The following is a 12,767-nucleotide window of genomic DNA, read 5'->3' on the forward strand; positions in this document are numbered from 1 at the left end:
GCTGGGCCGGACGGGGAGTCAGAGGGCGAAGGCGGCGAGGACGCGGCTGGTGAGCCCGCCCTCGCGCAGGGAGGCCTGCAGCTCCTCGACGCGGGCCGGGTCGGTGCGGAAGCCGAGGTAGAAGCTGTGGACGTCGGGGCCCAGCGGGTCGCTGTGCAGGAAGTCGAGGTTGAGGCCCAGGTCGCTGAAGCGCTGCAGCGCCGCCATCAGCGTGCCGGGCGACTCCCGCTCGGGCCGCATCGAGAGCCAGACGACGACGTCCTCGGCGAACTCCGACGCGCGGCGGGTGAGCAGTCCGTAGGTGAGCGGCGGCTGGTCGTCGAGGTAGCCGGGCACCAGGACGGCGTCCGCGGGCACCTCGTCGACGTCGAGGACGGCGGAGCCGAGCGTCCGGCCGACGTCGAGCAGCGCCTCGGTGGTGGTGTCGTCGGGCAGCACCCGGAACGAGACGCCGGCGCGACCCAGGGCGCCGACGACGTCGGCGTAGGCCTGCTGGCGCAGTGCGACGCCGGTGATCTCGGCGGTGCCCTCGCCGATCCGGGCCCACCGCCACGGCGCGTCGAGCGTGGCGACGCGGCCGACGCTGAGGCCGGCGCCGGAGGCGTTGAGCGCGCGGAGCAGCCGGACCGGCGGGGACGTCGGGTCGCCGATGCGGGCCAGGCCCTCGACGTCGGAGGCGACCTCGAGGGTCTCCATCAGCTCGTCGTAGCCCCGCAGGCCGACGAGGAACTCGCTGCCCGACCAGCCCAGCGCCTGCCGGGTGCGGTCGATCAGCGTCGGCGGGTCGACGCTGGGGTGCGCGAGGGAGAGGGCGGTGGGCATCACGGACGGAACTCCTGGATCAGGCGGTCGGCCGCGAGGGCGACCGCGTCGTCGGGGGCGGTGAGGGCGAGGCGGACGTGGGCGTGGCCGGCGGCGCCGTACTCGGCACCGGCCACGGCGACCAGGCCGAGGTCGGCGAGCCGGCCCACCAGCTCGACGCCCCGGTGGTCGGCGGCGCCCGGCTCGTCGCGGGTGGCCCACAGGTAGAGGCCGGCCTCGCTGTGGTCGACGCGGAAGCCGGCGGCCTCGAGCGCGGGGCGCAGGACGGCGCGACGCCGGGCGTACCGGGCCCGCTGGACCGTGACGTGCTCGTCGTCGTCGAGCGCCGCGACAGCGGCGCCCTGCTGCGGGTCCGGGAGGCCGAGGCCGAGGTTGCGGCGCACCGAGACGAGCTCCGCGACGACGGCGGGGTCACCGGAGAGGAAGCCGATCCGGTAGCCGGCGAGGTTGGAGCGCTTGCTCAGCGAGTGCAGCGCGACGACGCCGTCGTGGCTGCCCCCGCAGACGTCGGGGTGCAGGACGCTGACCGGGTCGACGTCCCAGCCGAGGTCGAGGTAGCACTCGTCGGAGGCCAGCAGCGCCCCGTGGTCGCGGCACCAGGCCAGGATCGAGCGCAGCACCTCGGGCGCCAGCACCCGGCCGGTCGGGTTGGCCGGCGAGTTGACCCACACCAGCCGCGGCACGACCTGCTCGGCCGCGAGCGCGTCGAGGTCGGCGACCGAGTCGGCGTACGCCGTGGTGGCACCGACCAGCGCGGCGCCCACGGCGTACGTCGGGTAGGCCGGCGTCGGCTGGGCGACGACGTCACCGGCGCCGAGGCCGAGGTGCAGCGGCAGGGAGCCGATCAGCTCCTTCGTGCCGACCGCGGGCAGCACGTGCGCCGGGTCGAGGCCGCTCACGCCGTGCACGCGCCCCAGCCAGCGGACGACCGCCTCGCGCAGGGCGGGGCGGCCGGCCGTCAGCGGGTAGCCGGGGGCGTCGGCGTGCGCGGCCAGGGCCGCGCGGACGACGTCCGGGGTGGGGTCGGTCGGGGCGCCGATCGAGAGGTCGACGACCGGGCCGGGGTAGGCCTCGGCGCGCCGGCGCACGGCCACCAGACCGGTCTGGACGGCGGCGGGCAGCCGCGCCGAGACGGGACCGCTCAGTGGTCGTGCTCCTGCGGCTCGAGCGCCGCGACGAACGGGTGGTCGTGGTCGATCTCGCCCATCTTCGCGGCACCGCCCGGGGAGCCGAGCTCCTCGAAGAAGCCCACGTTGGCGGTGTAGTACTCCTTCCACTCCTCCGGGGTGTCGTCCTCGTAGAAGATGGCCTCCACCGGGCAGACGGGCTCGCACGCACCGCAGTCGACGCACTCGTCGGGGTGGATGTAGAGCATCCGCTTGCCCTCGTAGATGCAGTCGACCGGGCACTCGTCGACGCAGGCACGGTCCTTCAGGTCGACGCAGGGCTGCGCGATGACGTAGGTCATCAGTTCCTCCAATTGATGCTGCGGCGTCCGGACCAGGGTCCGGGCGGTGCGAGAGCCTTCTGCAGCCTAGTATCCCGACAGTGCCGGTGAACGACGAACCCCGACCCCTGGACACCGGCGTGGGCGGGCCCGCCCCGGGCCGGCACACCCTCGGCCCCCACGTCGTCGGCTCCCGCGTCGTCGTCCGCCGACTGGTGCCCGGGGAGACCGGCCCGAGCGGCGGGCCGGCGATGACCGACCTGCTCGGCGTCTGCGAGGCGTGGGGCGACGGCGTCTGCGTCGTCCGGCCCGCGGACGGCGTCCCGGTCACGATCGCGCTGCGCGACGTCGTCTCCGGCAAGCCGGTGCCGCCGCGCCCGTCGGTGCGCGACCGGGTGCCCGCGCGGGTGGCCCAGGAGCACGGGTTCGCGCTCTTCCCCGACCTCGTCACCGAGGCGCTCGGCGGCTGGGTGCTGCGCGACTCCGCCACCGCGACCGCGCGTCGCGCCAACTCCGTGCTCGCCTTCGGCGCGTCCGGCCTCGACGGCGACACCGACGTCGACCGGGTGCTCGCGCACTACGACCGTCCGATCGCGGCCGTGCTGACCGGTTCTCCGGAGCACGCCCGGCTCACCGCGCTCGGGTGGGTGCCGGAGAGCAACGAGTCCGACACCCTGTTCCAGGTCGCCGCGCTCGCGCAGGTGAGCCGGGCGCTGCGCGGCGCGGCCCACCCCGACGCCGAGGTGCACGAGGCCGGACCCGGCGAGCGGGCCGGCGACCGGTCCGGCGAGCGGGCCGGCGACTGGGCGCGGGTCACGATCGGCGACCACGCCACGGCGTACGCCGCGCTCGACCCCGCACCCGACGGCGACTGGCTCGGCTTCGGCGGGCTCGCCGTCGACCCGGCGCAGCGCCGCCGGGGCCTCGGGCTCGCCGTGGTCGCCGCCTGCGTCGGGTGGGGCGCCGAGCGCGGCGCGTCGACCGTCTTCCTGCAGGTGCTCGGCGACAACGCACCCGCGCTCGCGCTGTACGAGCGGCTCGGGTTCCGCACCCACCACCGCTACCGGTACCTCACGCCGCGCTAGCGCCGGGGCCGGGACGCGGCGCTCCTGCTTGATAGCCTCGCGCGGTCATGGACTCCCCCGGCACCCCCCGCACCACGGGCTTCCGCGACGACGTCCAGGGGATGCGGGCCCTCGCGGTGCTCACCGTCATCGCCGCGCACGCCGGGGTCTCCTTCCTCCCGGGCGGCTACGTCGGCGTCGACGTCTTCTTCGTCATCTCGGGCTTCCTCATCACCCAGCTCCTGGTGCGGGAGGCGGCCCGGTCGGGGCGGCTGTCGCTGGCCGGCTTCTACGCCCGGCGGGCCCGGCGCATCCTGCCGGCGGCGGGCGTGGTGCTGGTGGCCACGCTGGTCGCCTCGCTGGTGTGGCTGAGCGTGCTCGAGGCGATCGACCTCGCGAAGGACGCGTGGTGGTCGGCGGTCTTCGCCGCCAACGTCCGCTTCGCCCAGGAGGGCGTCGACTACTTCTCCGCCGAGGAGGCTCCGTCGCCGGTCCAGCACTACTGGTCGCTGGCCGTGGAGGAGCAGTTCTACCTGGTGTGGCCGCTGCTGGTCGCGCTGTGCTTCTGGTGGGCGGCCCGCCGGTCCCTCGACCGGGCGGTCGCGGTCCGCGCGCTGGTCGCGCTGATCGTCGTCCTGGGTGCGCTCAGCCTGGTCTGGTCGGTGGCCCGCACCGGCAGCGAGCCGGAGTCGGCGTACTTCTCCAGCCTGACCCGCGCCTGGGAGCTCGCCGTCGGGGCCGGGGTCGCGCTGGCGGTGCACGCCGGTCGGACGCTGCGCGGTCGCGTCGCCGCCGACGTGGTGGCCTGGGCCGGCCTCGCGGCGATCGTGGTCGCGTGCGTCGCCTACGACGAGGCGACGCCGTTCCCGGGGTCGGCCGCGCTGCTGCCGGTGCTCGGGGCCGGTGCGGTGCTGTGGGCCGGGGCCGCGACGACGGCCGGGGAGCGCGGCTCGGCCGCCCGGCTGCTCTCGGTCGCGCCCCTGCGTCACGTCGGCGACTGGTCCTACTCGTTGTACCTGTGGCACTGGCCGCTCCTGGTGGTGCCCGCGACGGCCCTGGGACGCGACCTGACCGCGGGCGAGACCCTGCTGGTGGTGGCCGCGACGTTCGGCCTGGCCCTGCTGACCTTCCGGCTGGTCGAGACGCCGTTCCGCACCGGCGCGACGTGGAACCGGCCGCGCCGCACGCTGCTCCTCTACCCGGCCTTCCTGGCCGTCGTCGCGATGACCGCCACGGCGACCTGGGCCTGGTCGGAGTACCGGGTCGGCGAGCGCGGCGGTGACCCGGCGATCACGGCCGAGCAGTACGGCATCGGTGGTGACGGACCGGCCGCCCTGGTGCGGGCCTCCGTGCTCGCCGCCCGCGACGACCGGCCGCTGCCGAGCGACCTCACCCCCGACCTCGTCGACCTCGAGGACGACGTCGCGCAGGTCGACTGCCTCTACGAGGACGGCGCCCCCCTCGAGCTGTGCCCGCAGGGCAGCGACGAGGGCACCCGCACGCTCGTCGTGGTCGGCGACTCCCACGCGCTCGCCTGGACGCCGGCGTTCGAGGAGGTCGCGGAGCGCGCCGGCTACCGCGCCTACTACCTGGTCAAGCCGCAGTGCGCGGCCGCGCTGGTCGAGATCGCCGCGTCGTTCACCCAGGAGCCGTGGCCGGCCTGCCAGGACTTCCACGCCTGGACCGAGGAGCAGCTGGGCGGGCTCGACCCCGACCTCCTCGTGGTCACCTCCGCGCCGGTCAACGCCTACTTCGCGGACGGCGTCCTGGTGCGCGACGCCGCCGCCGTCGAGGCCGAGACCGCGGCCGGGCTGGAGCGGATGTTCGAGGCCTACCGGCCGCTGGCCGCGCGTACCGTGCTGCTCGCCGACGTGCCGCGCCTGACGATCGACCCCGCCGTGTGCCTCTCGACGCCCGGCGCACGCATGGCCGACTGCACCGTGCCCGCCGACGACGTCAGCCTCGACACCCGCGCCATGTCGACCGCGGTCGCCGCCGCGAACGGCGTCGAGGTCGTCGACCCCGCCCCGTGGCTGTGCGCCGAGGGGCTGTGCCCCGCCGTGGTCGGCTCGACCATCGCCTACCGCGACAAGGGGCACCTCAGCGTGGCGCGCTCCCGCGAGCTGGCCGAGCCGCTCGGCCGGGCGCTGGGGATCTGGCCGGGCTGACCCGGCCGGTCGGTCAGCTGCCGTCGCGCTCCGGCGTCAGGGCCGCCTCGTCGGGCGGGGCGAGGGTGAGGACGGCGTCCTCGATGAACGGCTCCTGCTCGATCTCGGCCTCCACCCGGCGGAAGCGCAGCGCGAGGTGGTCCTCGGTGTCGTCGCCGACCAGGTCGACGGCGGCGACGACGAAGACCCGCTGCGGTCCGACGTACTCGAGGTGGAGGTAGGTGATCCGGTCGATCTCGGGGTGCGCGAGCAGCCGCGCCAGGACCTGGCGGCGGGTGGCGGGGTCGACGCCCTGGCCGAGCAGGTAGTCCATGTTGCGGCGCATCAGGAAGACCGCGACCGCGGCGAGCAGGACACCGACGCCGATCGAGCCCAGGGCGTCCCAGACGGCGTTCCCGGTGGCCTGGTGCAGCGCGATGCCGGTCACCGCGATCAGGATGCCGAGCAGCGCGGAGGCGTCCTCGAAGAAGACCGCGCGCAGGGTCGGGTTCGACGTCCGGGTGACGTAGCGCCACGGCCGCAGCCCGAACCGGACCGCTCCCCCGCGCACCTGGCGGGTCGCCTGCAGGAACGACGTCCCCTCCAGCACGAAGGCGATCGCCAGCACGACGTAGTTGATCGTGAAGCTGGCCTCGCCCTCGTCGACGCCGAGCTGGGTGACGCCGTGCCAGATCGACACGACCGCGCCGGCCGAGAAGAGCCCGAACGCGGCGACCAGCGACCAGATGTAGGTCGACCGGCCGTAGCCGCGCGGGTGCTCCGCGTCGCGCGGACGCCGTCCGCGACGCTCGGCGACGAGCAGGAAGATCTCGTTGCCGGTGTCGGACCACGAGTGCGCCGCCTCGGCGACCATGGACGCCGACCCGGTGACCACGGCCGCGACCGACTTGGCGACGGCGATCAGCGCGTTGGCCGCGAGCGCGACCAGCACGGTCAGCAGCGAGTCGCCCTGCCCCTCCTCGGGCTCGACGTCGCTCACGTCACGACCCCGAAGATCCGGTCGGACCGGGCGGCCAGCCACGGCCACGCCGTCCGCACCAGGAGGAGGACGACGACGCCGGAGACGACCATGCCGGCCACATTGAGGCCGAGCTGCGCGAGGGAGCCGAGCACCTCGTCACGCTCCCACACCGCGACACCGAGGGCGAGGTTGCCCAGCGCGGGCACGGTGGTGACCGAGATGAAGACCCCGACCATCGTCGAGGCCCGCTGGAGGGCCACGGCCAGCGCGCCGGCGGCACCAGCGAGGACGCCGACGACGAACGACCAGTGGTCGGGGGCGAAGATGAAGCCGGTGTTGGGCCGGGGGCGGGTGACGAGCTCCTCGTCGACCCAGCCGACCGCGGTGCCGGCGAGCGACAGCGCGGTGACGACGAGCACCGCGAGGACGAACGAGAACACGACCAGCCGCAGGCTCCGCAGGAGCAGCCCCGGCCGCCCGAGCACGATGCCCGCGCTGATCGCGGTGATCGGGCCGAACTCCGGACCCACGACCATCGCGCCCACCACGAGCACGGCCGAGTCGGTGAGCACGGCGATCGCCGCCAGCGCGACGGCGATGACGAGGAACAGGTGGTAGGACAGCGTCGGCACCGCCCCCGCCTCGGCGTTGTCCTCCACGGCGTCCCAGATGACCGCGTCGTCCGGGTGGCCCGGCGCGAGGTCCTCGAGGGCGTCGGCGGCCGCGAAGGGCGTCCCGGTGGGGCTGGTGATGACGATCCCGCCGGTCTCGTGCAACCCGAGACGCCGCAGGTCGTCCATCAGCGCGCCGGAGGACTCCCGGGCCACGTCGGCCTCGACCAGGTCGCCGGCCGGCCGGACGACGGCGCCCGGCTGCACGGTCACGTTGGTGACGTGGTCGTGACCGAGGAGGAGGTCGCGGACGTCGACGGCGAGCGACGTCGGCACGGTCAGCCGGAAATGGGCGAGCACGCAGGCAGGCTACGACCTAGGCTGGGACGGCCCGGGTGGGGAGTGACGATCCCGCACACGCCCGGGCCGCGCGTCCGGCGTCACCGACGAGAGGCCGGCCCTCCCACCCGTGGTGCGGAGTCACCGGCGAAGGTGTGGTGGCACCGCGACCTGACCCCCGCCCACACCTCCAGGGTTTTCCTGCTGGAGGTGACCATGAGACGTACGCACACATCCGACCTGACCCACGCCGTCCCCGGCGAGCCCGTGCGGCTGCAGGGGTGGGTCCACCGCCGCCGCGAGCTCGCGGCGCTGACCTTCCTGGTCCTGCGCGACCGCACCGGCCTCGCCCAGGTCGTCGTCCGCGAGGACGACGCCGCGTGGGGTGCCGTGCCGCCGGAGGAGACGCCGGTCGAGGTGGTCGGCACCGCGACCGCCAACGCCCGGGCCCCCGGCGGCGTGGAGGTCACCGCGGCCACGGTGACCGCGCTCGGCGAGCACGCCGACACCCCCGTCGTCGAGCTCTGGCGCCCGACGCTGAACGTCGCGCTGCCGACCCTGCTCGACCACGCGGCGACCACCTGGCGACACCCGCACCAGCGGGCCCGCTGGGAGATCGCCGCCGCCAGCCTGCACGGCTTCCGGGCGACCCTCGACGCCGGCGGGTTCACCGAGGTGCACTCGCCCAAGCTGGTGGAGGCCGCCACCGAGTCGGGGGCGAACGTCTTCGAGGTCGACTACTTCGGCCGCCCGGCCTACCTGGCGCAGAGCCCGCAGCTCTACAAGCAGGTGCTGGTCGGGGTCTTCGAGCGGGTCTACGAGGTCGGGCCGGTCTTCCGTGCCGAGCCGCACGACACGGTGCGGCACCTGGCGCAGTACGTCTCGCTCGACGTCGAGCTGGGCTTCGTCGAGTCGCACCGCGACGTCGTCGCGTGCCTGCGCGACGTCGTCGCGGGGATGGTCGCGGCCGTGCGCGAGCGGGCCTCGGCGGCCGTGGAGCGGCTCGGTGTCGACGTCCCGGTCGTGCCGGACGACGTCCCGGTGCTGCACTTCCGCGACGCGCTGCGGCTCGTCGGGGCCCCGGACGACGAGCCCGACCTCGCCCCGGCCCACGAGCGGGCCCTGGGCGCCTGGGCGCGCGAGACCCACGGCTCGGACCTCCTCGTCGTCGAGGGCTACCCGACGGCGTCCCGGGCCTTCTACAGCCACCCCGACCCCGAGGACCCGCGCTGGTCGCGCTCCTTCGACCTGCTCTTCCGCGGCGTCGAGCTGGTCAGCGGGGCGCAGCGGCTGCACCGGCACGCCGACTACGTGCGGGTGCTCGCCGAGCGCGGGTACCCGGCCGAGCCGTTCGCGTCGTACGTCGAGGCGTTCCGCCACGGCATCCCGCCGCACGGCGGCTTCGCGATCGGCCTGGAGCGCTGGGTGTCGCGGCTGGTCGGTGCCGCCAACGTCCGCGAGGTCACGCTCTTCCCGCGCGACCTGCACCGGCTCGCGCCGTAGGCGCCACCCTCACGCCGGTCGGGGGCGCTCGACGAGCGGTCCCCGGACGGGCCCACGGGCCCTCCTCGGCCGGCGTGGGTGCTGGGTCGCCCGGTCAGGGGTTCCTGACCGACCCGGGCGGCCGGCAGACCACGGTGTCGCTGGGCGTGTAGTCGGTGTGGAACTTCTCGGTCCGCACGACCTCGTCGGAGCCCGGCCGCTTGAAGATCCTCGTGACGTCGATCTGGAAGCCCGAGTAGCCGGCGTTCGGCTCGCAGTCGGGGGTGTCGAGGACGCGGGTGGCGGGGCCGACGTAGGCGTAGCGGTCGCCGGTGGTGGTCTCGATGTCCCAGACCTTCGTCGAGTACATCCGCACCGTGGCCTCACCCTGGGTGGACGGCGTGCTCGGCTTCACCTCGGCGCTGACCAGGACGCCGTGCTCGGTGTCGTTGCGGAAGCGCAGGTCGACCGAGCCCCAGGCGACGGTGGCCTCGCGACCGACCGGGTAGCGGTCGATGTAGAACGAGTGCGGCTTGTGCTCGACGTCCTCGAGGCCGGCGAAGAACATCCCGTTGAAGAGCGTCGTCGCCATCTGCGAGACGCCGCCGCCGAGGTCGAGCTTGAGGATGCCGTCGCTGATGACGTAGCCCTCGGTGAAGCCGTTCTCGCGGGTGCGCTCGCCGACGATGTCGTTGAGCGAGAAGGTCTCGCCGGGCTTGAGCAGGGTGCCGTCGACGAGCTCGGCGGCCCGGCCGATGTTGGTGTTGCGGTACTCGGCGTACGGGAAGTACGTCGTGAACTCGGAGACCTCGCGCTTCACGCCGAGGGCGCGGGCGTCGGCGGTCGTGAAGGCCGGCTGCTCGACGGTGCCCTCGACGTCGACGCTGCGCTCGCCCTTCGGCCGGGTGACGACCTCGAGGAAGGCCGCGGTCACGTCGGCGGGCTCGAAGGAGATGCCCGGCCTGGCCTTGACCACCTGCGGCTTGCCGTCGACCAGCCGGATGCTGGCGTCGACGGGGGCGCCGTCGCCCGCGGTGGCGTCCTCGACCAGCGGGACGAGCTGGTCGGCGTCGACCGCCGGCACCAGGGTGCCGTCGTCGCCCGGCTCGAGCGAGAGGGCGTCGGCGAAGTCGGCCGGCGCGAGGCGCACCCCGGCCGAGCCGAAGCGCAGCGTGACCGGGCCGGACAGGGCCGGCTCGGCGAAGCTCGCGACGGCCTCGGCGGCCTCGGCGTCGGTGACGTCGGGCTCGAGCGGGGTGATCTCGAGGTCGACCGGGTCGCCGGAGAGGTACGCCGCGGCGAGGGCCGCGCGCGTCGAGTCGGGCTCCAGGCCGCGACCGGGCTCGGCCGGCGTCGTCGAGACCTCGCCGCCCGCGAAGACGACGCGGGCGTCGACGGGATCCTCGCCCAGCCCGGCCTCGAGGTCGGTGAGGGCGGCGTCCAGGGCCTGCTCGTCGACCACGACGACGGCGTCGACGTCGTCACCGCCGGTGAAGTAGTCCCACAGCCGGCCCGGCTTCCAGGAGCGCTCGGCCCCGGCGGCCGCCACGGAGGCGTCGTAGTCGACGGAGAGACCCGCCTCGGCGGGGTCGATCTCGTCGCTGCGGTCGCCGAGCGACACCTGCAAGGGCGTGGTCTGCCGGTCGGCGAGGCCCTCAGCCAGCGCCTCCCGGGCGGCGGCCGGCGTCATCCCGCCGATGTCGACCCCGGAGACGACGGTGCCGCGGGGGGTCTTGTCGCCGGCGACGGCGTACGCCGCGGCGTACCCACCGCCGACCAGGAGGGCGAGCACCAGGACGACGACGACCGTCGTCCTGCCGCCGGCGCGGCCGCGCTCGTCAGGTCTCTTCACGCCGCCATCCTAAGGATCGGCCGGGCGGAGCGGACGCACGGTCACGATCCCGAGCAGCAGCAGGACCAGGCCGAGGCCCAGCAGCACGTAGCCCTCGGCGTTCGCGGCGACGAGGTAGCCCCCGCCGGAGCGCGGGACGAGCGCGGCGCCGAGGACCGCGACCCAGCCCGCGACGAACGCGAACCGCGTGCTCCAGCCGCCGGGCAGCGCCCACGCCGCGGACGCCGACGCCACGACGGCGAGCGTCAGCCCGACCGGCCGGCCGTGCACCAGGACCGAGGCCCCGCCGACGACCGCGCCGAGCAGGACCAGCCCCGCGGCCCGGAGCGCGCTCAGCGTCAGATCCCCGCGAACAGGTCGGCCTCGAGGCCGTCGTCGCCGACCGGACCGCGCTCGCCCTTGGCGATGCGGTAGAACTCGATGCCCCAGGCGGTCGCGCCGACGTTGTTGGACAGCGCGAAGAACGGACCGTCGGTGGTGATCTGGGTGGCGTGGGCGGCGAGCGCCTTCATCTTCGCCTCGACGAAGTCCTGGGCGTCGACGGCCGCGGCGAGGTTCTCGTCGGGCGTGACGAAGTGCGGCAGCGGGCCGTCGGGGTCCATGCCCTCGAACGTCGTGGTGTCGCCGGCCTCACGGAGCAGGCGGAGGCTCTGCCGCATCCGGCTCTCCGACATGGCGCCCCAGTAGATCTTCGCGATCTCCCACGGCTCGCCGAGACCGCCGTCGCCGATCCGGTACGACGGCACGGCGGCCAGCGCGGCGGCGTACGTCGCGACCCGGTGGGCCTGCACGTGGTCGGGGTGGCCGTAGCCGCCGAACTCGTCGTAGGTCACCAGCACCTGCGGGCGCACCTCGCGGATGACCTCGACGAGGTGGTTGGCGGCCTCGGTGAGGTCGGCGCGGGAGAACGCGTTGTCGTGGCCGCCCTCGTCCGGCGGCAGGTCGGCGGCGATCGCGTAGCCGTCCGGGTGCCAGGCCATCCCGGAGTCGCGGTAGCGGCCGAAGCCGCCGAGGAAGCGGTGGTCGGTGACACCGAGGGCGGTCATCGCCTCGGCGAGCTCGCCACGGCGGTGCTCGCCGAGGCTGTCGTCGCGGTCGGCGGCGAGGTGCTCGAGCTCGGGGACGAGGACCTCGCCCATCTCGCCGGCGGTGCAGGTGACGAGCGTGACGCCGCGGCCCTGGGCGACGTAGCTGGCCATCGTGGCTCCCTGGCCGATGGACTCGTCGTCGGGGTGTGCGTGCACCAGCAGCAGGCGGTGCTCAGGGGTCTCGCTCATGGGGAGAGCGTAGTGAGCGCGGCGAGCCCGGGCCTCGCCGAGGGCGGCCTCGGGCCGGATCGGGCCGGATCAGGCCGTCGGTGGCCGCTTGATCCGCTTCGGCGCGGCCGGGAGGTCGAGCGGCGGCAGGCTCGGCGGGGCCGGCTCCTCGACGTCGAACCATCCGTCGTGCTGGTCGACCAGCAGCTCGAGGACGACGTCCGGGGCGTCGGTCACGACCGCCCACGGGTGGTCCTCGTCGTCGTCCTCCCCGGCGAACCGCTCCCGCGCGAGGGAGGCGTGGTAGCCGTCGGTCGCGAGGCGGGCCACGACCGCGCGGGCGTCGTCCTCGTCGAAGAAGATGCCGCGGGCGCTCACGGGGCGAGCACCCCGCGCAGCTCGGTGAGGAACGGACGGTCGGGCTCGAGCCAGTCGACGTCGTCGAGCTCGCCGGCCCGCAACCACCGGAGCCGGTCGTGCTCGAGCGGGTACGGCGTCCAGACGGCGACCGTCGCGAGCGCCACGGTCAGCTCGTGGGTGTCGGCGATCTCGGCGGACCCGGCGAGCCAGCCGGTGACGGTGACGTCGACCCCCAGCTCCTCGCGGACCTCGCGGACCAGGGCCGCCTCGGGCGTCTCGCCGGGCTCGACCTTGCCGCCCGGGAGCTCCCACCGGCCGGCCGCGGCCGGCGGCGCCGTACGACGGCACGCGAGCAGGCGTCCGTCCCGGACCACGGCCGCCCCGACCACCGGCTTCCTCATCGCG

At 74.9% G+C, this 12,767-nt stretch carries 13 protein-coding genes; 3 read left to right on the forward strand and 10 right to left on the reverse strand.

The genetic code is table 11. From position 1 onward, the window contains the following. Window positions 1-18: 18 nt before the first annotated feature. The 3 genes from E4623_RS04590 to fdxA are packed head-to-tail and all read right to left on the reverse strand — an operon-like array spanning window position 19 to window position 2,290. Entirely contained in the window at window positions 19-822 is an 804-nt protein-coding gene (locus E4623_RS04590; RefSeq protein WP_167736480.1) for a hypothetical protein, read from the reverse strand. Beyond that, the gene (gene dapC / locus E4623_RS04595; protein ID WP_280633630.1) at window positions 822-1,916 is read right to left on the reverse strand and encodes a succinyldiaminopimelate transaminase; all 1,095 of its coding nucleotides are present in this window, start codon (window positions 1,914-1,916) and stop codon (window positions 822-824) included. The genes E4623_RS04590 and dapC overlap by 1 nt, the downstream gene beginning before the upstream one ends. Before the next feature lie 47 nt (window positions 1,917-1,963). After that, on the reverse strand, window positions 1,964-2,290 hold the full coding sequence (fdxA, locus tag E4623_RS04600) for a ferredoxin (RefSeq protein WP_134765281.1): 327 nt from the start codon (window positions 2,288-2,290) through the stop codon (window positions 1,964-1,966). A gap of 86 nt (window positions 2,291-2,376) precedes the next feature. On the opposite strand from fdxA, the gene E4623_RS04605 reads away from it, so the two are divergent. After that, window positions 2,377-3,354 (forward strand): GNAT family N-acetyltransferase, encoded by a 978-nt coding sequence (locus E4623_RS04605; RefSeq protein ID WP_134765282.1) that lies wholly within the window; start codon window positions 2,377-2,379, stop codon window positions 3,352-3,354. A gap of 47 nt (window positions 3,355-3,401) precedes the next feature. Beyond that, complete coding sequence (locus E4623_RS04610) at window positions 3,402-5,501, forward strand: acyltransferase family protein (RefSeq protein WP_134765283.1); 2,100 nt, start codon at window positions 3,402-3,404, stop codon at window positions 5,499-5,501. Window positions 5,502-5,514: 13 nt separating this feature from the next. Here the strand turns inward: E4623_RS04610 and E4623_RS04615 are convergent, their stop codons facing one another. Both E4623_RS04615 and E4623_RS04620 read right to left on the reverse strand, forming a co-directional pair. Then, window positions 5,515-6,480 (reverse strand): cation diffusion facilitator family transporter, encoded by a 966-nt coding sequence (locus E4623_RS04615; RefSeq protein ID WP_134765284.1) that lies wholly within the window; start codon window positions 6,478-6,480, stop codon window positions 5,515-5,517. Next, window positions 6,477-7,433, reverse strand: coding sequence for a DUF389 domain-containing protein (locus E4623_RS04620; protein WP_134765285.1), 957 nt, complete (start codon window positions 7,431-7,433; stop codon window positions 6,477-6,479). Before E4623_RS04620 ends, E4623_RS04615 begins: the two co-directional genes overlap by 4 nt. 195 nt (window positions 7,434-7,628) lie before the next feature. Here E4623_RS04620 and aspS point away from each other — a divergent pair, with 195 nt between their 5' ends. Then, window positions 7,629-8,915: an aspartate--tRNA(Asn) ligase gene (gene aspS, locus E4623_RS04625; RefSeq protein WP_134765286.1), complete on the forward strand. Its 1,287-nt coding sequence runs from the start codon at window positions 7,629-7,631 to the stop codon at window positions 8,913-8,915. A gap of 94 nt (window positions 8,916-9,009) precedes the next feature. Here the strand turns inward: aspS and E4623_RS04630 are convergent, their stop codons facing one another. From E4623_RS04630 to E4623_RS04650, 5 genes are all read right to left on the reverse strand, one after another. Beyond that, window positions 9,010-10,746, reverse strand: a complete 1,737-nt coding sequence (locus tag E4623_RS04630) for a VanW family protein (RefSeq protein WP_134765287.1) — start codon at window positions 10,744-10,746, stop codon at window positions 9,010-9,012. Between the two features lie 9 nt (window positions 10,747-10,755). Next, entirely contained in the window at window positions 10,756-10,980 is a 225-nt protein-coding gene (locus E4623_RS04635) for a hypothetical protein (protein ID WP_134765288.1), read from the reverse strand. Window positions 10,981-11,084: 104 nt separating this feature from the next. Further along, window positions 11,085-12,023: an N-acetyl-1-D-myo-inositol-2-amino-2-deoxy-alpha-D-glucopyranoside deacetylase gene (gene mshB, locus E4623_RS04640; RefSeq protein WP_134765289.1), complete on the reverse strand. Its 939-nt coding sequence runs from the start codon at window positions 12,021-12,023 to the stop codon at window positions 11,085-11,087. Between the two features lie 69 nt (window positions 12,024-12,092). Beyond that, window positions 12,093-12,380: a hypothetical protein gene (locus E4623_RS04645; RefSeq protein ID WP_134765290.1), complete on the reverse strand. Its 288-nt coding sequence runs from the start codon at window positions 12,378-12,380 to the stop codon at window positions 12,093-12,095. After that, window positions 12,377-12,763 carry a (deoxy)nucleoside triphosphate pyrophosphohydrolase gene (locus E4623_RS04650; protein ID WP_134765291.1) on the reverse strand — a complete coding sequence of 129 codons (387 nt, stop codon included), beginning with the start codon at window positions 12,761-12,763 and terminating at the stop codon, window positions 12,377-12,379. Before E4623_RS04650 ends, E4623_RS04645 begins: the two co-directional genes overlap by 4 nt. Between the last annotated feature and the right edge of the window lie 4 nt (window positions 12,764-12,767).

The organism is Nocardioides sp. 1609 (genome assembly GCF_004522105.1).
GTDB lineage: Bacteria > Actinomycetota > Actinomycetes > Propionibacteriales > Nocardioidaceae > Nocardioides.